The organism is Streptomyces pseudoechinosporeus (genome assembly GCF_054783935.1).
The window spans coordinates 115,496-135,404 of record NZ_BAAGPS010000032.1; the positions used below are offsets into that span (position 1 = coordinate 115,496).

The window sequence follows — 19,909 nt, forward strand, 5'->3', positions numbered from 1 at the left end:
GCACCCCCACCTGCGTACTGGCCTCAGAACTTGTTGCGCGGTGTGATCCCCAGCGACATCCCCGACAGCCCCCGCTGGCGCCCGCCCAGCTTGCCCGCGATCGAGCGCAGGGCCGAGCCCGCGGGGGAGTCGGGGTCGGTCAGGACGACCGGCTTGCCCTCGTCGCTGCCCTCGCGGAGGCGGACGTCGATCGGGATGCTGCCCAGCACCGGGACCGTCGCGCCGGTCGTCCGCGTCAGGCCGTCGGCGACCCGCTGGCCGCCGCCCGTGCCGAAGACATCGACCATCTCGCCGCAGTGCGGGCAGGGCAGACCGGACATGTTCTCGACCACGCCCACGATCTTCTGGTGGGTCTGGACGGCGATGGAACCGGCCCGCTCGGCGACCTCCGCGGCGGCCTGCTGAGGCGTCGTCACGACCAGGATCTCAGCGTTCGGCACCAGCTGCGCGACCGAGATCGCGATGTCGCCCGTGCCCGGAGGGAGGTCCATCAGGAGGACGTCCAGGTCGCCCCAGTACACGTCCGACAGGAACTGCTGCAGCGCGCGGTGGAGCATCGGGCCGCGCCATACGACCGGTGCGTTGCCCGGGGTGAACATGCCGATCGAGATGACCTTCACGCCGTTCGCGGACGGCGGCATGATCATGTTCTCGACCTGGGTGGGAAGACCGTCGGCGCCCAGCATGCGGGGCACGGAGTGGCCGTAGATGTCGGCGTCCACGACACCGACCTTCAGGCCGTCCGCTGCCATCGCCGCCGCCAGGTTCACGGTCACGGACGACTTGCCGACGCCGCCCTTGCCGGAGGCGACCGCGTACACGCGCGTGAGCGAGCCCGGCTTGGCGAACGGGACCTCGCGCTCGGCCTGCCCGCCGCGCAGCGCGGACGCCAGCTCGCGGCGCTGCTCGTCGCTCATCACGTCCAGCGTGACGTCGACGCGCGTGACACCGTCGACCGCCTCGACCGCCTTCGTCACGTTGTCGGTGATGGTCTCGCGCATGGGACAGCCGGAGATGGTCAGGTACACGGTGACCGCGACCGCGCCATCCGCCCCGATCTCTACCGATTTGACCATCCCCAGCTCGGTGATGGGTCGGTGGATCTCGGGGTCGTTCACCGTCGCCAGCGCTGCGCGCACCGCGTCTTCCGTAGCCATACCAACGATGGTACGGGGCCGCCACCCACCCTGGAGAGGCTCGTCAGCGGTCGCTTACATCACGTCCGCGCGGGTGTTCTGCCGGGAATACGACCCGTCCGTCAGGGCGTCGCTCCTCCAGCTCCCTGACCAGGTCCTCGAGTTCGGAGCGGATCCAGTCGCGGGTGGCGACCTCGCCGAGACCGGCGCGCAGCGCGGCGATCTCACGGGTCAGATACTCGGTGTCCGCGATCGACCGTTCGTTCTGCTTGCGGTCCTGTTCGAGATCGACCCGGGCGCGGTCGTCCTGGCGGTTCTGCGCGAGGAGGATCAGCGGGGCGGCGTACGAGGCCTGGAGCGAGAGCATCAGGGTCAGGAAGATGAACGGGTAGTCGTCGAAGCGCAGGTCGTAGGGCGCCGCGACGTTCCACAGCACCCACAGGATGATGGCGACCGTCATCCAGAAGAGGAACCGCCCGGTCCCCAGGAACCGCGCGATCCGCTCCGACAGCCGCCCGAAGGCCTCCGGGTCCCACTCGGGCACCAGCCTGCGGCGCGGCGGCAGCGGCTGGTCGAGCCGGATGCGCGGGCGCCCGGTGACGCCCACAGGGACCCGCTCGCGGGTGTCGCGCTCAGGAACCATGAGCGACCCCCTGAGCCTCCGCCTCCAGATGGAACTCCGTCTCGCGCCAGTCCTCCGGCAGCATGTGGTCGAGTACGTCGTCCACGGTCACCGCGCCGAGCAGCGACCCGCTCTCGTCGACCACGGGTGCCGCGACCATGTCGTACGCCGCGAAGAAGCCGGCCACCACCGGCAGCGGGGCCTCCGGTTCGAGTGGCTGGAGATCGTCGTCGAGGAGCGCGCCGACCAGCGTGTACGGAGGGTCGCGCAGGAGCCGCTGGAAGTGCACCGTACCGAGGTACTTGCCGGTCGGCGTCTCGTCGGGCGGGCGGCACACGTACACCTGGGCGGCCAGCGCCGGGGAGAGGTCGGGGTTGCGGACCCGGGCCAGCGCGTCGGCGACCGTCGCGTCCGGCTGCAGCACGATCGGCTCGGTGGTCATCAGTCCGCCGGCGGTCCGCTCCTCGTACGCCATCAGCCGCCGTACGTCCGCCGCCTCGTCCGGGCGCATCAGCGCGAGCAGCCGCTCCTTGTCCTCCTCCGGCAGCTCGGCCAGCAGGTCGGCAGCGTCGTCGGGGTCCATCGCCTCCAGGACATCGGCGGCGCGCTCCTCCTTGAGCTTGCCGAGGATCTCGATCTGGTCGTCCTCGGGCAGTTCCTCGAGGACATCGGCGAGCCGGTCGTCGTCGAGGGCCGCGGCCACCTCCGCGCGACGCTTGGACGAGAGATGGTGCAGTACGTTCGCGAGATCGGCCGGGCGCAACTGCTCGAAGGTGGCGAGGAGACTCTCGGCGCCCTGCCCCTGCTCCTCGAGCGAGAACCCGGTCACGGCGGACCACTCGACGGTCAGCGTCTCTCCCTTGGACCGCCGAAAGGTGCCGGCCTTCCCCTTCCGTACGAAGACCCGGTCGATCTCCCAGTCGCGGCGGGCAGGCAGCTGCTGGACCGATGCATCCAGGACCGTCACCTCCTCGCCGGTCTCGACGAGCTGTACGCGCCGGTCGAGCAGTTCGCCGATGACGAGCCGCTCGGTGGGCCGCTGCTCGAAGCGCCGTACGTTCAGGACGCCGGTGGTGATGACCTGGCCCGACTCGATGCCGGTCACCCGCGTCATGGGCAGGAAGATGCGCCGGCGCGTGGACAGCTCGACGACGAGGCCGAGCAGCCGGGGCGGGCGTCGTCCAACGCGCAGCATGGCGACGAGATCGCGCACCCGGCCCACCTGGTCGCCGTTCGGGTCGAAGACGGCGACGCCGGAGAGGTGCGAGACGAAGATCCGGGGAGCGCCTGCGGCCATGCCGCACACCTCCTCCCTACTTAACGATCCCTTATCGATATATCCGCTTTTGCGGGCTTCAGGCTAGCCCGTCCCGACTGGACACGCCCCGGCGCACAGCCCGGACGGACTGCCTCCGGAGTGCGCAGACGGCACAGGTACGCTGCCGTACGCCGTTGAGGACTCCCGCACGAGAGGCGCCCCCACCTGTGTCTGCATTTCCCCAGGGCCGTACCCACCGGGCCGCACTCATGAGTGCGATATGCGCACTGGTCGTGACGGGGACAGGGCTGACGGGGTGCGGTGGCGAGGACCCGAACGCGGGTACCAACGGGGTCGGCAAGCTCTCCGCCGAAGAGATCCGGGCCAAGACGAACCAGGCGGCCCGAAGTGCGGACGCGGTCCATCTCTCGGGCTCGGTCGTCAGCAACGGGCGGACGTACAAGCTCGACATGCGCCTCAAGGCCGACGGCGGCACCGGTTCGGTCACCACGCAGGACACGACCTTCCGGCTGCTGCGGGTCGGCGAGCACCTGTTCCTGAAGGCCGACGCGGACTTCTGGGCCGACGAGGACGACAAGGGCGGCGAGGGCGACGCGGGCGGCGAGGGGAAGGACAGCGACGCGGACGCGGAGGCCGCCGAAAAACTCGACGGCCTGTACGTGAAGGTCCCGCAGGGCGACCCCGCCTACCAGCGCTTCACCGGCTTCACCGACAAGGACGTACTCCTCGACGGCCTCCTCACCCTCCACGGCACCCTCGCCACGGACGGCCACCACGAACGCTTCGGCATCCGCACTATCCGCATCACCGGCGACAAGGGCTCCGGCGGCACCCTGGACGTCTCCCTGGAGGGCAAGCCCTACCCCCTGGTCCTGGCCCGAGCAGGCGGCGCGGGAACGATCCGCTTGACCGACTGGGGCAAGGACTTCCCTCTGGAGGAACCGGCGAAGAACGAGATGGTGGACTACGGGCAGCAGTTGCCGGAGTCGTAGGGGCTGAGCGAGGACCTGGGGGACCTGCCTAAGTCCGGTGCGGGGCTGTATCGATTTGCGGCTCCGCCGCACGGGCGCGACCAGCCCCGACGGACCCGCAGCTCAGAACCGACCTGCCAGCGCAGCTACCGCCGCTTCCGACCACGGAACAGCAACCGATGCACCCCCGCCGGGATCGGCCCCCGCGTCGTCGCGGACGTCGGCCGCGGCGGCGCCGCGAGCGAGCCGTCGGGCAACTCGGCCAGGCCCCCCGTCGGCTCCAGGCGGAGCACCCGGCACTCCCGCGCCCACCGCTCAGGCATGGCCTCGCTGTCCGGCGCGTTCAGGCGTTTGCCCTTCAGCTCGGCGACCGCGGCGTCCCACTCGGGGGACCCGGGAGCCAGTTCCACGACCTTCGCCACCCAGGAAACGAGCCGCCCGCCCTTGTCCTTGCTGCGTACGGTGACCACGGCCTCGCCCCCGTCGACCAGCCCTGGCAACGGCTGCTCACCGGGCCCGTCCCCGACCAGGCACAGGGCACCCTCGAACCACACGTGCCACAGGGCGCGGTCCGGCGCCGGTGCGCCACCACCCCGCACCCACACGAGCGCGGACTTCTTGGTGGCCTCCTCGACGAGGGCCTGGTCGAGCAGCTCTTCCGTCATGGCAGCAAGGGTATCCAAGCCCGCTCACAGCCAGCCGTGCCCGCTCACAGCCACCCGTTGCGCTTCAGCGTGCGGTGGATCGCGAAGCAGATCCCCACCGTGACGCTCAGCACCAGCGGGTACCCGAACTTCCAGCGCAGCTCCGGCATGTAGTCGAAGTTCATGCCGTAGACGCCACACACCATCGTCGGCACGGCGATGATCGCCGCCCAGGACGTGATCTTGCGCATGTCCTCGTTCTGCGCGACCGAGGCCTGCGCGAGATTGGCCTGGAGGATCGAGTTGAGCAGCTCGTCGAAGCCGAGAACCTGCTCCTGGACGCGGGCGAGGTGGTCGGCGACATCGCGGAAGTACTTCTGGATGTCGGGGTCCACCAGCCGCATCGGCCGCTCGCTCAGCAGCTGCATGGGCCGCATCAGCGGAGACACCGCCCGCTTGAACTCCAGCACCTCACGCTTGAGCTGGTAGATCCGCGCCGAGTCGACACCGCGCGAGGTCCCGCCCTTGCGCCCCGGCGAGAACACCGCCGTCTCGACCTCGTCGATGTCGTCCTGCACGGCGTCCGCGACCGCGATGTACCCGTCGACGACATGGTCGGCGATGGAGTGGAGCACGGCCGACGGCCCCTTGGCGAGCAGCTCGGGGTCGTCCTGCAGCCGGTGCCGCAGTGCCCGCAGCGAGCCCTGCCCGCCGTGCCGCACGGTGATGAAGAAGTCCCGTCCGGTGAAGCACATCACCTCGCCGGTCTCCACGATCTCGCTGGTGTCGGTGAGTTCGTCGTGCTCGACGTAGTGGATGGTCTTGAAGACGGTGAAGAGCGTGTCGTCGTAGCGCTCCAGCTTGGGCCGCTGGTGGGCGTGCACCGCGTCCTCGACGGCGAGCGGGTGCAGCCCGAACTCGCGGGCGATGACGGCGAATTCGTCCTCCGTGGGCTCGTGCAGCCCGATCCAGGCGAAGCCGCCGTCGCGGCGCACCTGGAGCATCGCCTCATGGGGCGTGAGGGGGGCGGGGAACGCGACGCGGGCACCCTCGCGGTAGATGGCGCAGTCCACGACAGCCGAGTTCGTCCCGGGCGCACGGGTGGTGTCGTACGTACCGCCGTCCTTGCGCGGCGAGGGGCGGACCGCGGCGCGCAGGTCTCGGATCATCGACATGGCAGGCTCCTTCGCGTACGAGCCGCCCGGCAACGGTTGGAACTGCCCGGAATGGGGACGTCCTGACTGGAGATGTTTGGCACGTCCGCAAAGCGGGGAGCACCGCACCGTCGCGGTGGCAGCTTCGCTACTGATACAGATCAGACAGATCAGGCAAAACGAAGTGCTCTTCCGTCGTGCACCGACACGCATGACGCGAGTGCGGGAGGCGGCAGCCAGTAGAGCTCGGTTTGAGGAACTCAGCAGCCGGAAGAGCGGGTAGTACTACACGGTCGACTTCGATCCATGGAGCCCCACCTCCTCCGGCCGGTCCCCCGTAGGGGAGATCCATCCCCTGTAGGGGAGTGTCGTGCGTCGGGACTCGAGAGCGACGCTTCTGCGTGCTGCCCCGACCAGCGGCCAAGACTATCAGTCGACTGGCGTGTCAAGTCGCTTCTTTGGCCTTGCCGCTCCCGGGAACCAGGCAGAAACCCCCGAAAAGACGCAGCATATGCTCGCCGTATGGCTGATGTTCTTCCCTTGGTGGAGGCCCGGTTGCGCACCGCGCTGGGCGAACCGGACGCGCGCGCCGCGGTCACCTTCCTCGGCACGGACCGCATCGAGGTGCTCCGCTTCACCGACGGCGACATCGTGCGCTACGCCACGCTCGGCATGTCCGCGCAGCCGATGACCGACCCCACGGCGGCCCTCGCCGACCCGGTCAAAGGCCCGCGCGCCGAGCTGATCCTCTCCGTACGCGCGGGCGCCGCCGACACCGACAAGGTGCTCCGCCCGCTCGCCGTACTGGCCGCGTCTCCGCAGGTCGAGGGACTGGTCGTGGCCCCCGGAGCCTCGCTGGACATCGGTGAACCCCTGTGGCCGGGTGCCCCGTTCACCTCCGTACTGGTCGCCGAGCCGGGCGGCCTCGTCGAGGACCTGGACCTGGACGAGCCCCTCGATCCCGTACGTTTTCTGCCGCTGCTCCCGATGACGCCGAACGAGGCGGCGTGGAAGCGGGTGCACGGCGCGCAGGCGTTGAGGGAGCGCTGGCTCACCGGCGGAACGGATCTGCGCGACCCCTCGCGTAAATCCGTGTCCCTCGACTGAACCGAACCGTCCGCTGGAATCGGCCAGTTGGGAATGTCACACTCGTTCAGTCGGCGGCGACGTGGCTCGCCGGACGGGTGATCGTCCTTGACGCGGCGACAGCCGGGGAGGACCGTTGGGGCCTATGAGGGGCGAACCCAGTTGCCCGAAGTGTGGTGGCCGGGTCAGGGCTCCCGGACTCTTTGCCGATTCCTGGCAGTGTGATGTGCACGGCTCCGTGCACCCGCTGCAGCCCGTGATCCCGCCCAGCGTCGAGGCCCTCAGCGTCGTGGTGCACCGTGCGCGCGTACCGGTGTGGATGCCCTGGCCGCTGCCCGTCGGCTGGCTCTTCACGGGTGCGGCCTTCGCGGGCGACGACCGCAGCGGCGGCCGTGCCACGGCCGTGGCCTGCTCGGGTCCGGGCCCGCTCGGCGGTATAGGAGAGCTGGTGCTCATCGCCGAGGAACTCGGCGTGGGCCTCGGCGCGCGGTACGCGGGCATGGACGGCCCGGACCCGGGCCCGTACATGAACGTCGAGAAGCCGCCCCAGGCGAAGGTCCTCGCGGCGGGCCGCCCGACCCCCCTCTGGCTCGTCTCCGGCACCCCCGACGACCGCGCCGTCTTCGCCGGCGAGGCGCTCGGCCTGTGGGTGTGGGCGGTCGTCTGGCCCGAGCAGTCGGGCCTGCTGATGTACGACGAGCTGGTACTGACCGACCTGCGCGACGCGGGCGCGGAGGTGGACCTGCTGCCGTGCGGGGCGCTGTCACCGCGGATCCTGGAGCCCTAGAGGGCTCAGGGGTGGGGGCGGGTACGGCTCCCGTTACCCTGGAGGTCCCCTTCCGCCCGGTCAGAGCCTGGAGTCCGCGCCAGTGCGCATCGATCTGCACACCCACTCCACTGCCTCCGACGGTACGGACACCCCCGCCGAGCTGGTGCGCAATGCCGCCGCGGCCGGTTTGGACGTCGTCGCGCTGACCGACCACGACACCACGCGTGGATACGCCGAGGCCATCGCCGCGGTTCCGGAAGGCCTCACCCTCGTCACCGGAGCCGAACTCTCCTGCCGCCTCGACGGCGTGAGCCTGCACATGCTGGCGTACCTCTTCGATCCCGAGGAGCCCGACCTGCTGCGCGAGCGTGAGCTCGTACGCGACGACCGGGTGCCGCGGGCCCACGGCATGATCCGTAAACTCCAGGAGCTGGGCGTGCCGGTGACCTGGGAGCAGGTGGCGCGGATCGCGGGCGACGGGTCTGTGGGACGGCCGCACATCGCGACCGCGCTGGTCGAGCTGGGCGTCGTGCCCAGCGTCTCCGACGCCTTCACGCCCGACTGGCTCGCCGACGGCGGCCGGGCCTATGTCGAGAAGCACGAGTCGGACCCCTTCAAGGCGATCCGGCTGGTCAAGGCCGCAGGCGGCGTCACCGTCTTCGCGCATCCCGCCGCGGCCAAGCGGGGCCAGGTCGTACCGGAGTCCGCGATCGCCGAGCTCGCGGCGGCCGGACTCGACGGGGTCGAGGTCGACCACATGGACCACGACCCGGCGACCAGGGCCCGACTCCGGGGACTGGCGGCCGAGTTGGGACTGCTGGCGACCGGGTCCAGCGACTATCACGGCGGCCGCAAGACGTGTGTACTCGGGGAGTTCACCACGGATCCCGAGATCTACGGGGAGATCACGCGGCGGGCCACCGGGGCCTTCCCGGTGCCGGGCGCGGGCGGGGCCGCGGGAGTCTGACCCTTCCCTGCCCTGTCGCACCCCTTCCCACCGCAAGGCTCACCGTGTTCGACCTCGCCGTCTTCGGCTCACTCTTCCTCACCCTCTTCGTCATCATGGATCCCCCGGGGATCACCCCGATCTTCCTCGCGCTCACGTCCGGGCGGCCGGCGCGGGTGCAGAAGCGGATGGCGTTCCAGGCCGTCTGCGTGGCCGGCGGTGTGATCACCGTGTTCGGACTGCTCGGGCACCAGATCCTGAACTACCTGCATGTGTCCGTGCCCGCGCTGATGATCGCGGGCGGCCTGCTGCTCCTGCTGATCGCCCTCGACCTGCTCACCGGCAAGACGGACGAGCCCAAGCAGACCAAGGACGTCAACGCCGCACTCGTACCCCTGGGCATACCGCTGCTCGCGGGACCGGGCGCGATCGTGTCCGTCATCCTCGCGGTGCAGAAGGCCGACGGCGTCGCGGCGCAGGCGGCGGTGTGGACGGCGATCGTCGCCATCCATGTCGTGCTGTGGGTGGTGATGCGGTACTCGCTGCTGATCATCCGCGTCATCAAGGACGGCGGGGTCGTCCTGGTGACCCGGCTCGCAGGCATGATGCTCTCCGCGATCGCCGTGCAGCAGATCATCAACGGGGTCACGCAGGTGATCCAGTCGAGCTGAACAGAGCCGGACACGCAGGACCCCGTACGGCATCGATGCCGTACGGGGTCCTGAAGTGTGCTGTGCTGTCGGGCGTCCGCGCGTTATGAGGCCGGAGCTTCGGCCGGGCGGATCAGGATGCGCTGGCCAATGGCGGCGGCCTGCTGCACGATCCGGTTGACGGAGGCGGCGTCCACGACGGTCGTGTCCACGGCGGTGCCGTCGACGTCGTCGAGGCGCATGATTTCGAAGCGCATACGGCTTCTCCCTTCGTCTGGTCATCCTCCTGAAGGAGAACTACTGGTAGGTGGAGCACGGGGCGTCTGCGCCCTGCGTTCCCCAACGAGTCAACGGGATGCTGGTTACAAACATTCCCTACGCTAAATAAATTTTTCAAACGCCTAACTACCTGCTGGTAATGGACCGCTTGTGTTCACACAGTGACGTCCTGCGACAATGAGGCGCATATGAATGACGACTTCGCGGGAAGCGACGCACTGGCCGCCCTCAGTGCGCGTATGGACCGCACGAACGAGCTGCTCCAGCGCATGCTCGCCGAGGTGGCGAAGACACCGTCGACCCATGCGATCTTCGTCGACGCCGGTTATCTGTACGCGGCAGCCGGGCGGCTGGTCGCCGGTACGGAGGACCGCCGGGCCTTCGATCTGGATGCCGAGGGCCTCATCGAGGCGCTCATCGACAGGGCGCGCACGATCTTCGCGGACAGCAGGCTGCTGCGCGTCTACTGGTACGACGGAGCCCGCCGCCGCATCCACACGGCGGAGCAGCAGTCCATCGCCGAGCTGCCCGACGTCAAGGTCCGGCTGGGCAACCTCAACGCCAACAACCAGCAGAAGGGCGTCGACTCCCTGATCCGCAGCGACCTGGAGTCACTGGCCAGGCACCGCGCCATCAGCGACGCCTCACTCATCGGGGGCGACGAGGACCTGGTCTCCGCGGTCGAGGCGGCGCAGGGGTACGGGGCGCGCGTCCACCTCTGGGGCATCGAGGCACCGGAGGGACGCAACCAGGCGGAGCCATTGCTCTGGGAGGTCGACAGCCAGCGGACCTTCGACCTCGAGTTCTTCAAGCCGTACGTCTCCCGGCGCACCGCCGCCTCGTACGAAGCCTCGGCGGGGGCGCGGCCCACGCGGGAGGACGTGCGGTTCGTGGGGGCGCAGATCGCCGCGCAGTGGCTGGGGGCGCGGGGGCGGGAGGCGCTGGCGGACCTGCTGCCCGGGCATCCGTATCTGCCCGGGCCTGTCGACCAGGATCTCCTGGTGGAGGCGGAGGGCTTGCTGCAGTACTCGCTGCGGGGGCAGGCGGATCTGCGGCGGGCGTTGCGGGACGGGTTCTGGGGGCACTTGCAGGCGCAGTACTGAGTCTTTTACTTGGTTTCGGTCTGGCTCCAGAAGGTGGCCAGGGCTTCGGCCGTTTCCAGCGGGCGGTCCGAGTTGGGGGAGTGCTCGGCTCCCCGTACGACCGCGCGGTGGGCCTTGAGGCGTACGGCCATGTCGTCGAGGAGGGGCACCGGCCAGGTGTCGTCGCGTTCGCCCGACAGGACGTGAAACGGGATCGGTACGGCGGCCAGTTCGGCGACGCGGTCGGGTTCCGTGCACAACTGGCGGCCCGCGGCGTTGAGTTGAGCAGGGCTGTTGCCGAGCCAGCGCTGCCTGAGCTCTTCGAGGTCGTCGAGTCCGGCGTCCAGGTCCTGCTGGCCGGCCGCGTCCTCCGGGGGCTCCAGCGCCTGGATCGCGTCCCACACCTGCGCCATGTTCATCACGGCGAGCGCGTCCCGCAGCAGCTTGACGCGCAGCTGTTGCGAGGGGGAGATCTCGGCCGGCCCTGAGGCCATGAGGGTGAGCGAGCGGAAGCGGGTGGAGTCCAGCAGTACGGCGGCCCGGGCGACCTGTCCGCCGAACGAGTGGCCGACGAGGTGGACACGGTCCTGCGGCGGGTCGGTGGGCGTATCGGTGAGCGCGTCGACCTGGGCGAGTACGTCTCGCGCCAACTCGGCCTGCGCGTACGGGGCTTCGTCGTCTCTTGGGCCGGGCGTCTCGTACTGGCCCCGTCCGTCCACGGCGACGGTCCGGTATCCGGCCGCCGCCAGCGGTTCGTGCAGGGCGATGAAGTCCTCCTTGCTGCCGGTGAACCCTGGCAGCAGGAGCGCGGTTCCCTTTGCTTCGACGCCGGGTGCCGCAGGGGCGTCGATCACGGCGAACTCACCGCGTGCGGTGCCGAGTCGATACGCACGAGCGCCGGGCGGGGGAACGAAGGTGGCGGGCCTGCTCATGAGGAGGAGGCTATCCGGGGAAGCTGTCGGGCGGGTTGCGGGGCGGGGTGGGGTCGTTTCCGAGTCACGGCAACGGCAACGGCCCGGCCCCAAGTGCTGGGGCCGGGCCGTCGAGAGAGGCTCAGCTCTCTGTTGCCTCGGCGGCTGCCGCCGTCTTGCGCGTGCGACGGCGGGGCTTCGCCTCCGGCGCCTCGGCGTCGGCGGGCGTCGTGGCCGCTGCCTTGCGCGTACGCCGCGGCTTGGCCGGGGCCTCGTCCGTGACAGGCTCGGCCGCCTGCGCCGGGATGCCGGCCTCCGCCGCCTTACGGGTACGGCGACGCGGCTTGGCCTCGGTCGCCTCGGCCGTGTCCACGGCGGCCTCAGCGGCGGCCGTGGTCTTCCGCGTACGGCGCGGCTTGGTCTGAGCCGCCTCGACCGCTGTGCCTTCCGCCGCGTCCAACGCGGCCTCCGCCACCTTGCGCGTACGGCGACGCGGTGTGACCGCGGGCTCCTCTGTCGCCTGAGCCGGGATGTCGGCCTCGACGGCTGCGGCAGCCTTGCGCGTACGGCGACGGGGCTTCGTCTCGGTCGGCTCGGCCACCTCGGTCGCGGTGGTCGTGCCGTCCGCCGTGTCCACGGCCGTCTCGGCGGCCTTGCGCGTGCGGCGGCGGGGCTTGGCCTCGGTCGCTTCCGTGGCCTCGGCGGCCTCCTCGACGACGGTGGCCGCCGACTCCGCGGTCTCCGCCGTCTTACGCGTACGACGCCGGCGGGGCTTCGTCTCGGCCGGCTCCAGCGGCTCTGCCGTGGGCTCGATGGCCTCCGGCGTGGTTCCCTCGGCCGTGGCGACGGCCGTCTCGGCCGACTCCCCGGCGCGCGTGCGGCGGCGGCGACGCGGTGTGCGCGGCTCGGCGACCGGGGCCTCCGTAGCTTCCGCAGGGGCCGTCGGGTCCGTGGCGTCGAGCGGCGCACCGTTGCGCGTACGGCGGCGTCGACGCGGCGTACGCGCCGGGCGCTCACGCTCGCGCTCCGGGGCCGAGGAGCGCCCACCGCGACCGCGCGCGCCACGCCCGCCGGTCTCGCCGAGGTCCTCGACCTCCTCGGCCGCGAGCCCGGCGCGGGTGCGGTCGGCGCGGGGCAGGACGCCCTTCGTGCCCGCCGGGATGCTCAGCTCCTCGAAGAGGTGCGGGGACGTGGAGTACGTCTCCGGCGGGTCGTTGAAACCAAGCGCCAGCGCCTTGTTGATGAGCTGCCAGCGCGGGATGTCGTCCCAGTCGACGAGCGTGATCGCGATGCCCTTGGCACCCGCGCGACCCGTACGGCCGATGCGGTGCAGGTACGTTTTCTCGTCCTCGGGGGACTGGTAGTTGATGACGTGCGTCACGCCCTCGACGTCGATGCCGCGCGCGGCCACGTCCGTGCAGACGAGCACATCCACCTTGCCGTTGCGGAACGCCCGCAGCGCCTGCTCACGCGCCCCCTGGCCGAGGTCACCGTGGACCGCGCCGGAGGCGAAGCCGCGCTGCTGCAACTGGTCGGCGAGATCCGCCGCCGTCCGCTTCGTACGGCAGAAGACCATCGCGAGCCCACGGCCGTCGGCCTGGAGTATGCGCGAGACCAGCTCGGGCTTGTCCATGTTGTGCGCGCGGTAGACGAACTGCGCGGTGTTCCGGACCGTCTGGCCCTCGTCGTCCGGCGCCGTGGCGCGGATGTGCGTGGGCTGCGACATATAGCGGCGTGCGAGACCGATGACGGCGCCCGGCATGGTCGCCGAGAACAGCATCGTCTGGCGGCGGGCCGGCAGCATGTTGATGATCTTCTCGACGTCGGGCAGGAAGCCCAGGTCGAGCATCTCGTCGGCCTCGTCGAGGACGAGCGCGCGGACATGCTTGAGGTTGAGCTTCTTCTGTCCCGCGAGGTCCAGCAGCCGGCCCGGGGTGCCGACGACCACGTCGATACCCTTCTTGAGGGCCTCGACCTGCGGCTCGTACGCCCGGCCGCCGTAGATGGCGAGAACGCGTACGTTACGGACCTTGCCCGCGGTCAGCAGGTCGTTCGTGACCTGCGTGCACAGCTCGCGCGTGGGGACCACGACGAGCGCCTGCGGGGCATCGGTGAGCTGCTCGGGCTCGGCGCGGCCCGCCTCGACGTCCGCGGGAACCGTGACGCGCTCGAGGAGCGGGAGGCCGAAGCCCAGCGTCTTGCCGGTGCCGGTCTTGGCCTGGCCGATGACGTCGGTGCCCGAAAGGGCGACGGGGAGCGTCATCTCCTGGATGGGAAAGGGGTTGATGATGCCGACGGCCTCTAGGGCCTCGGCTGTCTCGGAAAGGATTCCGAGCTCTCGGAAAGTAGTCAGGGTGCTGCCTCTTCTGTGTGTATGCGGTGCGAGGCGAGCGCGGGGGTCGTGTAGGGACCGTGCCGGGGACGTCGGCCGCTCTTGACCAGCGGGCCGGGTGGCATGGGACCACTGCCGACGCTCGAGCTCTCGTACCGCTGAGGGTCCCTCCGTATGGTCCGTACGCTCTGTGCCGTACGGACGAGGAGGGCTGTCGGGTCGGAGCCGATCGGGCCACCGACCGGGCATCCTCATTCGTGCGGCCCGTCGAGTTGGTCGAGTTACATAGATCAACTCAGCGGGCGCATTACCACCATACCCCGGAATCGCGCATATGCGATGGTCGATTTGGTCACGTAGTGGTTGTCACACTGATTGACCAGGGACTTCCTTGTTGCTGTGGGCGGGCTATTGTGCGCTTCATGACGACGCCTGACAACGCTCCCGACGCATCCGCCGACCACACCGGAGTCGCCGCCCAGGACTGGACGAAGGCCTCCGTCGACCCCCAGTACCGCGCCGCGGTCGTCGACCTGCTCGGAGCGCTCGCGTACGGGGAGTTGGCGGCGTTCGAGCGGCTCGCGGAGGACGCCAAGCTGGCGCCCACGCTCGCCGACAAGGCGGAGCTCGCGAAGATGGCGTCGGCGGAGTTCCACCACTTCGAGCAGTTGCGGGACCGGCTCGCGGCGATCGGGGCGGAGCCGACGGAGGCGATGCAGCCGTTCGTCGAGGCGCTCGACGGCTTCCACCGGCAGACGGCGCCGTCGGACTGGCTGGAGGGCCTCGTCAAGGCGTACGTCGGCGACTCGATCGCCAGCGACTTCTACCGCGAGGTCGCGGCGCGGCTCGACTCCGATACGCGGGCCCTGGTCCTCTCCGTACTCGACGACACGGGGCACGCGAGCTTCGCCGTCGAGAAGGTGCGCGCCGCGATCGACGCGGACCCGCGCGTGGGCGGACGGCTCGCGCTGTGGGCGCGACGGCTGATGGGCGAGGCCCTGTCCCAGTCGCAGCGCGTGGTCGCCGACCGGGACGCCCTGTCCACGATGCTTGTCGGCGGTGTCGCGGACGGCTTCGACCTTGCGGAGGTCGGCCGGATGTTCTCGCGCATCACGGAGGCGCACACCAAGCGGATGGCTGCGTTGGGCCTAGCGGCCTGACACTCCGCCTGGTCCGGGCGAGGGTCGCGTCAGCGGTCCTCGCCCGAGTCCGGAGTCACACGGTCGCCGAGTGGCGGCGGAGTCTTCCCGCGGGGCGGACGAGGAGGGACACGGACGCCGTGGCGACGGCCACCGCGCCGATGAGGATCAGCAGAAGGTTTCCGCCCAGCGCGCTGTGCGTGAGGAACGCGCCGAACAGACCCCCGGCGGCGCCCGTCGACAGGACCAGACGGCGGGCGGGCAGGCGGTGCGGCAGGCGGTACGCCGCCAGCCAGGCCACTGCCAGACCGAGGATCACGGAGCCGAGCGCTTCCAAGAACATCTGGGGGGTCCCTCCCGCACGGCCGTGTGCACTTCGGTCGTAGCCCGTCATACCCGTGACCTGCTGAATGCAATCCTTCTCTGTGGGTGACTTGTGCTCAATCTGTGAAGCGCGCGGACGCGTAGAGGCAGCGTGGAGTGGGCACGGAAGAGGGGCTCGGCGGCCGTTGCCACCGAGCCCCTCTCCGTTGCCTCACAGCGCGCCGAAGCCCACCTTGCGCGGGGCCGGCTCGCCGATCTCCACGTACGCCAGACGGTCGGCCGGGACCAGGACCTTGCGGCCGTGGTCGTCCACGAGGCTCAGCAGCTGCGACTTGCCGGCCAGCGCTTCGGACACCGCCCGCTCGACCTCCTCGGCGGTCTGACCGCTCTCCAGAACGATCTCCCGAGGCGCGTGCTGCACGCCGATCTTGACCTCCACGGCTATGTCCCTCCGACGGTCACTGATGTGCGCGTTCGTCCGCGCCGTACGCAGCACACATTAGCCCGGTGAGGGGATGTACACGCTGCGTCCAAGAACGCCAGGAGCGAACAGCGGACGGGAACAAAGCGACGGCCTCTGCCGCATGCCCGCCGTCAGTGGTGCTCGCTGCCGTGCAGCGGGAAACCGGCGATACCACGCCAGGCCAGCGAGGTCAGCAACTGCACCGCCTGGTCGCGCGGCACGCTCCGGTCGCTGTGCAGCCAGGAACGCGCCACCACCTGTGCGAGTCCACCCAGACCCGAGGCGAGCAGCATCGACTCGGCCCTGGACAGGCCGGTGTCCTCCGCGATGACCTCGGAGATCGCCTCCGCGCACTCGAATGTGACCTTGTCCACGCGCTCACGCACCGCGGGCTCGTTCGTCAGATCCGACTCGAAGACCAGCCGGAATGCGCCTCCGTCGTCCTCGACGTACACGAAGTACGCGTCCATCGTGGCCCGTACGCGCTGCTTGTTGTCGGTCGTCGAGGCCAGAGCGCCCCGAACTGCCTGGAGCAAGGACTCGCAGTGCTGGTCCAGCAGGGCCAAGTAGAGGTCGAGCTTGCCCGGGAAGTGCTGGTAGAGCACCGGCTTGCTGACCCCCGCGCGCTCGGCGATGTCGTCCATCGCGGCCGCGTGATATCCCTGCGCGACGAACACTTCCTGGGCTGCGCCGAGGAGCTGGTTGCGTCGGGCACGGCGCGGCAGGCGTGTGCCCCGCGGGCGTGCCGCCTCTGTCTGCTCGATGGCTGTCACGCCGCCTCCCAAAATCGTCCACGTGCGGTGTGCGCCGCGCGGCCATCGTACTTTTCGGTAACCGTGGTGTGCGCGGTGCGAGCGCAGAATTTCACGGACCGGACGCCGGAGAAAACCGCGCAGAGCGCATCAAACATGAGCATGACGGGCAGGCCGGCCCGCCGATGCGCGCCTCTGAGCGGTCCCGGTCATCGGGCCGCATCCGCCTCACCGATGGCCGTCCTCGTCTTCACCGGCACCGGTAGCCGGTCTTCACCGGTAGTCGTCCTCGTCGAGTTCGACGATCCTTGCCTGCTCCGCGCGGTCCGCCTCGTTCGCGTTGTCCGTGTCCGCGCCGGTCAGCGGGTCGTCCCGGTGGGGTGCGAGATCCGCGTGCTGTTCGGCGGCGTCGGCCTCGGGGGCCTCCACGTCGAATTCGGTGGAATCGGGTTCGACGAGAGTCTCGGGGTCGGTGGGGTCGAAGGTCATAGGTCCTCTTCCCGAGCGGTCGGTGCGAGTGCCTGCTTGCACGAGTACGTGTGCCCTCGTTTACGAAGCGTATGAGAGTGCGGATCGAGTCGCTACGCGGTCCCAGGGCGCTCTGTCGCCGATACGGCGGGGTGTGTGATGACGGTCCGGGCGGGCTTGTCATGGAATTCGAGGGGGACTTGTGATGGCGAACACACGATCCAGCACGTGATCGTCTCGTAACATTGCTGCATGTCTTCGACCGAACTGCCGTCCGTTCTGGCCACCTCTGCCGCACCGAAGGTCGGTGCCGTCAAGGTGGCGGCGGGAGAGCGGCTGCGCTCGGTCGGGCTGCCCGGGATCACGCTGACGATCAGGTCGAGACCGCCGGCCCGCGAGGGGCTGCCGCCCGCGCTGTACGTGCACGGGCTGGGCGGTTCCTCGCAGAACTGGTCGGCGCTGATGCCGCTCCTCGACGGCCTCGTGGACAGCGAGGCCGTTGATCTGCCGGGCTTCGGCGACTCACCGCCGCCGGACGACGGCGACTACTCCGTGACCGGGCACGCGCGCGCGGTCATCCGCTATCTCGACTCGGCCGACCGCGGGCCGGTGCACCTCGTCGGGAACTCGATGGGCGGCGCGATCACGACGCGCGTCGCGGCCGTACGCCCCGATCTCGTCCGGACGCTCACGCTGGTGTCGCCCGCGCTGCCGGAGATCCTGGTGCAGCGCCAGGCGGTGCCGACGGCGCTGCTGGCACTGCCCGGGGTCGCGAAGGCCTTCACCCGCTACACCAAGGACTGGTCCGCCGAGCAGCGTGTACGGGGCGTCATGGCGCTCTGTTACGGGGATCCCGCGATGGTGACGCCCGAGGGGTTCCGCAACGCCGTCGAGGAGATGGAGCGGCGGCTCGCCCTCCCGTACTTCTGGGACGCCCTGGCGTGCTCGGCCCGCGGCATCGTGAACGCGTACACGCTGGGCGGCCAGCACCGGCTGTGGCGTCAGGCCGAGCGGGTGCTCGCCCCGACGCTGCTCATCTACGGCGGCCGTGACCAGCTCGTCTCGTTCCGCATGGCCCAGCGGGCGGCCCGGGCCTTCCGCGATTCCCGGCTGCTCACGCTGCCGGAGGCGGGGCATGTGGCGATGATGGAGTACCCCGGGACCGTGGCCACCGCCATCCGTGAACTTCTCGCGGACACGGGCGAGTTGGCCGACGCCGGCACCATGAAGAGTGCGGGGAGCTGAGGCGACGCGTGGGACGTCACAGCCGACGTGGGTCGGCTCGCAAGGGCGACACCGCCGACGTACCCGTGGTTCCGGGAGGCCGCCCGGAACCGAGCACGGGACAACGCCGGGTTTCCTCCGGGCCGCAGCCCCAGCCGCAGCCGCCACCGAGGGGCGGCGGCCCCGGCACTCCGGCGGGCGGGGTACCACGGCTGCCCGAGGGGTGGGTTCCGCGTCCGGATGCGAACGGGGTTCCACGCTTTCCTGACGGGACGCCTGCGGGCGGAGTTCCGCGGTACGCCGACGGCACTCCGGCTCGTGGGGTTCCCCGGCTGCCGGACGGCACGCCCGCGCGTGGGGTTCCGCGGTTTTCTGACGGTACGCCGGCTCAGGGCGTGCCTCGGCTCCCCGACGGTACCCCTGCCCACGGTGTCCCCCAGGTCCGTGGCGCGCATCCCGAGCAGCGGGAACCCGGCGGTGGCTGGGGGATGTTCAGCGGGGCGCCCGGGTACGGCGCGCCTCAGGGGTCGTACCCGGGAGGGCCGGGAGTATCGCAGGATGCTGGTCCGGGGCACACGGTTCCGCGGCAACGGCAGGCGCCGCCGCTGGGTCCCCGCCAGGCCTATGTTGACGCCTTCGACAAGGACGACGACGTGTTCGCGCCGCACTCCGACGACCAGGCGCTCCGCTCGGACCCGTACCACTCCGCAACCGACTGGGACCCCGACCCCGCGGAAACCGAGCACAAGGCGCCCCCGGGGCCCGATCTGCCGGAGAAGGCCAAGGGCGGCAAGGGCTGGACCTTCACCGGGATCGCGGCCGCCGCCGTCACCACCGTGCTCGCCGTCGTCGTGGCCGGGCAGGTCACCGACGGGCGCGAGGACACCTCCGCGCGCCCGCAGACCTCGGGCGGCGCGGACCGGGAAGTCAAGGACTCCGCGGCGCGCGGCAACACCAGGCCGACGCCCCCGTCCCAGGTGGAGGGTGCGGCTCGGCCGACGTACGCCCAGTTGATGGCGAAGAAGTACCCGCTGGACGCGAACCTCAAGGGCGGCGGGGAATTCGAGGCGATCCGCGGATTCGACCAGGCGCCCGGCACGGGACAGAAGTTCACCTACCGCGTCGACGTCGAGAAGGGCCTCGGCCTCGACGGCGGACTCTTCGCGCAGGCCGTGCACAAGACCCTGAACGACGACCGGAGCTGGGCCCACGACGGCGGCCGTACCTTCGAGCGGGTCTCCACCGGGAAGCCCGACTTCGTCATCACGCTGGCCAGCCCCGGCACCACCGCGTTCTGGTGTGCCAAGTCGGGCCTGGACACCACCGTGGACAACGTCTCCTGCGACTCCGCGGCCACCGACCGCGTGATGATCAACGCGTATCGCTGGGCCCGGGGTGCCGAGACGTACGGCGACAAGATGTACGCGTACCGGCAGATGCTGATCAACCACGAGATCGGCCACCGGCTCGGCTACGGCCATGTGACCTGCGACAAGGACGGGGAACTCGCGCCCGTCATGCAACAGCAGAGCAAGTTCCTCGAGTACGACGGGATCAAGTGCCGGGCCAACCCCTGGCCGTTTCCCGGAGCTTGAGACTCGCGCGATGCGTACTCGATTGATCTCTTAGCGCGACGAAACGCGATCCGTACGGGAAAGTTACGCCCGTTCACCCCTTT

21 protein-coding genes are annotated in these 19,909 nt (G+C 70.2%); 9 read left to right on the forward strand and 12 right to left on the reverse strand.

Annotated elements, in window-relative coordinates; genetic code table 11:
* Positions 1-23: 23 nt before the first annotated feature.
* The 3 genes from ACYVO6_RS30505 to ACYVO6_RS30515 are packed head-to-tail and all read right to left on the reverse strand — an operon-like array spanning position 24 to position 3,055.
* A complete protein-coding gene (locus ACYVO6_RS30505) occupies positions 24-1,157 on the reverse strand; it encodes an Mrp/NBP35 family ATP-binding protein (RefSeq protein ID WP_461066779.1) in 1,134 nt (377 codons plus the stop codon).
* 43 nt (positions 1,158-1,200) lie between these two features.
* Positions 1,201-1,779, reverse strand: a complete 579-nt coding sequence (locus tag ACYVO6_RS30510; protein ID WP_461066781.1) for a DUF1003 domain-containing protein — start codon at positions 1,777-1,779, stop codon at positions 1,201-1,203.
* Positions 1,769-3,055 (reverse strand): magnesium transporter MgtE N-terminal domain-containing protein, encoded by a 1,287-nt coding sequence (locus tag ACYVO6_RS30515; protein WP_461066783.1) that lies wholly within the window; start codon positions 3,053-3,055, stop codon positions 1,769-1,771. Before ACYVO6_RS30515 ends, ACYVO6_RS30510 begins: the two co-directional genes overlap by 11 nt.
* 230 nt (positions 3,056-3,285) lie before the next feature.
* Between ACYVO6_RS30515 and ACYVO6_RS30520 the strand changes: the two genes are divergently transcribed.
* Positions 3,286-4,029 carry a hypothetical protein gene (locus ACYVO6_RS30520; protein ID WP_461066785.1) on the forward strand — a complete coding sequence of 248 codons (744 nt, stop codon included), beginning with the start codon at positions 3,286-3,288 and terminating at the stop codon, positions 4,027-4,029.
* A gap of 125 nt (positions 4,030-4,154) precedes the next feature.
* Here the strand turns inward: ACYVO6_RS30520 and ACYVO6_RS30525 are convergent, their stop codons facing one another.
* A complete protein-coding gene (locus tag ACYVO6_RS30525; protein WP_461066787.1) occupies positions 4,155-4,673 on the reverse strand; it encodes a hypothetical protein in 519 nt (172 codons plus the stop codon).
* A 44-nt stretch (positions 4,674-4,717) separates the two neighbouring features.
* Complete coding sequence (locus ACYVO6_RS30530) at positions 4,718-5,827, reverse strand: magnesium and cobalt transport protein CorA (RefSeq protein WP_461066789.1); 1,110 nt, start codon at positions 5,825-5,827, stop codon at positions 4,718-4,720.
* A gap of 501 nt (positions 5,828-6,328) precedes the next feature.
* Between ACYVO6_RS30530 and ACYVO6_RS30535 the strand changes: the two genes are divergently transcribed.
* The 4 genes from ACYVO6_RS30535 to ACYVO6_RS30550 all read left to right on the forward strand — a co-directional run bounded on the left by ACYVO6_RS30535 (position 6,329) and on the right by ACYVO6_RS30550 (position 9,278).
* A complete protein-coding gene (locus tag ACYVO6_RS30535; protein ID WP_461066791.1) occupies positions 6,329-6,913 on the forward strand; it encodes a suppressor of fused domain protein in 585 nt (194 codons plus the stop codon).
* 124 nt (positions 6,914-7,037) lie between these two features.
* Positions 7,038-7,679, forward strand: coding sequence for a DUF6758 family protein (locus ACYVO6_RS30540; RefSeq protein WP_461066793.1), 642 nt, complete (start codon positions 7,038-7,040; stop codon positions 7,677-7,679).
* Positions 7,680-7,761: 82 nt separating this feature from the next.
* Positions 7,762-8,628 (forward strand): PHP domain-containing protein, encoded by an 867-nt coding sequence (locus ACYVO6_RS30545; protein ID WP_461066795.1) that lies wholly within the window; start codon positions 7,762-7,764, stop codon positions 8,626-8,628.
* A gap of 44 nt (positions 8,629-8,672) precedes the next feature.
* Positions 8,673-9,278, forward strand: a complete 606-nt coding sequence (locus ACYVO6_RS30550) for a MarC family protein (protein WP_461066797.1) — start codon at positions 8,673-8,675, stop codon at positions 9,276-9,278.
* 83 nt (positions 9,279-9,361) lie between these two features.
* Here the strand turns inward: ACYVO6_RS30550 and ACYVO6_RS30555 are convergent, their stop codons facing one another.
* A complete protein-coding gene (locus ACYVO6_RS30555; protein WP_328768821.1) occupies positions 9,362-9,514 on the reverse strand; it encodes a hypothetical protein in 153 nt (50 codons plus the stop codon).
* Between the two features lie 210 nt (positions 9,515-9,724).
* On the opposite strand from ACYVO6_RS30555, the gene ACYVO6_RS30560 reads away from it, so the two are divergent.
* Positions 9,725-10,639 carry an NYN domain-containing protein gene (locus tag ACYVO6_RS30560; protein ID WP_461066800.1) on the forward strand — a complete coding sequence of 305 codons (915 nt, stop codon included), beginning with the start codon at positions 9,725-9,727 and terminating at the stop codon, positions 10,637-10,639.
* Positions 10,640-10,644: 5 nt separating this feature from the next.
* Here the strand turns inward: ACYVO6_RS30560 and ACYVO6_RS30565 are convergent, their stop codons facing one another.
* Positions 10,645-11,550 carry an alpha/beta fold hydrolase gene (locus tag ACYVO6_RS30565; RefSeq protein WP_461066802.1) on the reverse strand — a complete coding sequence of 302 codons (906 nt, stop codon included), beginning with the start codon at positions 11,548-11,550 and terminating at the stop codon, positions 10,645-10,647.
* Between the two features lie 121 nt (positions 11,551-11,671).
* A complete protein-coding gene (locus tag ACYVO6_RS30570) occupies positions 11,672-13,792 on the reverse strand; it encodes a DEAD/DEAH box helicase (RefSeq protein ID WP_461066804.1) in 2,121 nt (706 codons plus the stop codon).
* Positions 13,793-14,283: 491 nt separating this feature from the next.
* On the opposite strand from ACYVO6_RS30570, the gene ACYVO6_RS30575 reads away from it, so the two are divergent.
* A complete protein-coding gene (locus tag ACYVO6_RS30575; RefSeq protein ID WP_461066805.1) occupies positions 14,284-15,021 on the forward strand; it encodes a ferritin-like fold-containing protein in 738 nt (245 codons plus the stop codon).
* 55 nt (positions 15,022-15,076) lie between these two features.
* On the opposite strand, the gene ACYVO6_RS30580 is transcribed toward ACYVO6_RS30575, so the two are convergent.
* From ACYVO6_RS30580 to ACYVO6_RS30595, 4 genes are all read right to left on the reverse strand, one after another.
* Positions 15,077-15,343, reverse strand: a complete 267-nt coding sequence (locus ACYVO6_RS30580; protein ID WP_033319982.1) for a hypothetical protein — start codon at positions 15,341-15,343, stop codon at positions 15,077-15,079.
* 192 nt (positions 15,344-15,535) lie between these two features.
* Positions 15,536-15,763: a DUF3107 domain-containing protein gene (locus ACYVO6_RS30585; RefSeq protein WP_033319983.1), complete on the reverse strand. Its 228-nt coding sequence runs from the start codon at positions 15,761-15,763 to the stop codon at positions 15,536-15,538.
* 155 nt (positions 15,764-15,918) lie between these two features.
* On the reverse strand, positions 15,919-16,560 hold the full coding sequence (locus tag ACYVO6_RS30590; RefSeq protein ID WP_461066808.1) for a TetR/AcrR family transcriptional regulator: 642 nt from the start codon (positions 16,558-16,560) through the stop codon (positions 15,919-15,921).
* Between the two features lie 252 nt (positions 16,561-16,812).
* Complete coding sequence (locus ACYVO6_RS30595; protein WP_461066810.1) at positions 16,813-17,028, reverse strand: hypothetical protein; 216 nt, start codon at positions 17,026-17,028, stop codon at positions 16,813-16,815.
* Positions 17,029-17,259: 231 nt separating this feature from the next.
* On the opposite strand from ACYVO6_RS30595, the gene ACYVO6_RS30600 reads away from it, so the two are divergent.
* Positions 17,260-18,252, forward strand: coding sequence for an alpha/beta fold hydrolase (locus ACYVO6_RS30600; RefSeq protein ID WP_461066812.1), 993 nt, complete (start codon positions 17,260-17,262; stop codon positions 18,250-18,252).
* Positions 18,253-18,260: 8 nt separating this feature from the next.
* On the forward strand, positions 18,261-19,826 hold the full coding sequence (locus ACYVO6_RS30605) for a DUF3152 domain-containing protein (protein ID WP_461066814.1): 1,566 nt from the start codon (positions 18,261-18,263) through the stop codon (positions 19,824-19,826).
* The last annotated feature ends 83 nt before the right edge of the window (positions 19,827-19,909 follow it).

What these genes read in the sequence shown, in the direction of transcription:
- ACYVO6_RS30505 (WP_461066779.1), bottom strand. Translation starts at nt 1,157, where the DNA reads ATGGCTACGGAAGACGCGGTGCGCGCAGCGCTGGCGACGGTGAACGAC.
- ACYVO6_RS30510 (WP_461066781.1), bottom strand. Translation starts at nt 1,779, where the DNA reads ATGGTTCCTGAGCGCGACACCCGCGAGCGGGTCCCTGTGGGCGTCACC.
- ACYVO6_RS30515 (WP_461066783.1), bottom strand. Translation starts at nt 3,055, where the DNA reads ATGGCCGCAGGCGCTCCCCGGATCTTCGTCTCGCACCTCTCCGGCGTC.
- ACYVO6_RS30520 (WP_461066785.1), top strand. Translation starts at nt 3,286, where the DNA reads ATGAGTGCGATATGCGCACTGGTCGTGACGGGGACAGGGCTGACGGGG.
- ACYVO6_RS30525 (WP_461066787.1), bottom strand. Translation starts at nt 4,673, where the DNA reads ATGACGGAAGAGCTGCTCGACCAGGCCCTCGTCGAGGAGGCCACCAAG.
- ACYVO6_RS30530 (WP_461066789.1), bottom strand. Translation starts at nt 5,827, where the DNA reads ATGTCGATGATCCGAGACCTGCGCGCCGCGGTCCGCCCCTCGCCGCGC.
- ACYVO6_RS30535 (WP_461066791.1), top strand. Translation starts at nt 6,329, where the DNA reads ATGGCTGATGTTCTTCCCTTGGTGGAGGCCCGGTTGCGCACCGCGCTG.
- ACYVO6_RS30540 (WP_461066793.1), top strand. Translation starts at nt 7,038, where the DNA reads ATGAGGGGCGAACCCAGTTGCCCGAAGTGTGGTGGCCGGGTCAGGGCT.
- ACYVO6_RS30555 (WP_328768821.1), bottom strand. Translation starts at nt 9,514, where the DNA reads ATGCGCTTCGAAATCATGCGCCTCGACGACGTCGACGGCACCGCCGTG.
- ACYVO6_RS30560 (WP_461066800.1), top strand. Translation starts at nt 9,725, where the DNA reads ATGAATGACGACTTCGCGGGAAGCGACGCACTGGCCGCCCTCAGTGCG.
- ACYVO6_RS30565 (WP_461066802.1), bottom strand. Translation starts at nt 11,550, where the DNA reads ATGAGCAGGCCCGCCACCTTCGTTCCCCCGCCCGGCGCTCGTGCGTAT.
- ACYVO6_RS30570 (WP_461066804.1), bottom strand. Translation starts at nt 13,792, where the DNA reads ATGACGCTCCCCGTCGCCCTTTCGGGCACCGACGTCATCGGCCAGGCC.
- ACYVO6_RS30575 (WP_461066805.1), top strand. Translation starts at nt 14,284, where the DNA reads ATGACGACGCCTGACAACGCTCCCGACGCATCCGCCGACCACACCGGA.
- ACYVO6_RS30580 (WP_033319982.1), bottom strand. Translation starts at nt 15,343, where the DNA reads ATGTTCTTGGAAGCGCTCGGCTCCGTGATCCTCGGTCTGGCAGTGGCC.
- ACYVO6_RS30595 (WP_461066810.1), bottom strand. Translation starts at nt 17,028, where the DNA reads ATGACCTTCGACCCCACCGACCCCGAGACTCTCGTCGAACCCGATTCC.
- ACYVO6_RS30600 (WP_461066812.1), top strand. Translation starts at nt 17,260, where the DNA reads ATGTCTTCGACCGAACTGCCGTCCGTTCTGGCCACCTCTGCCGCACCG.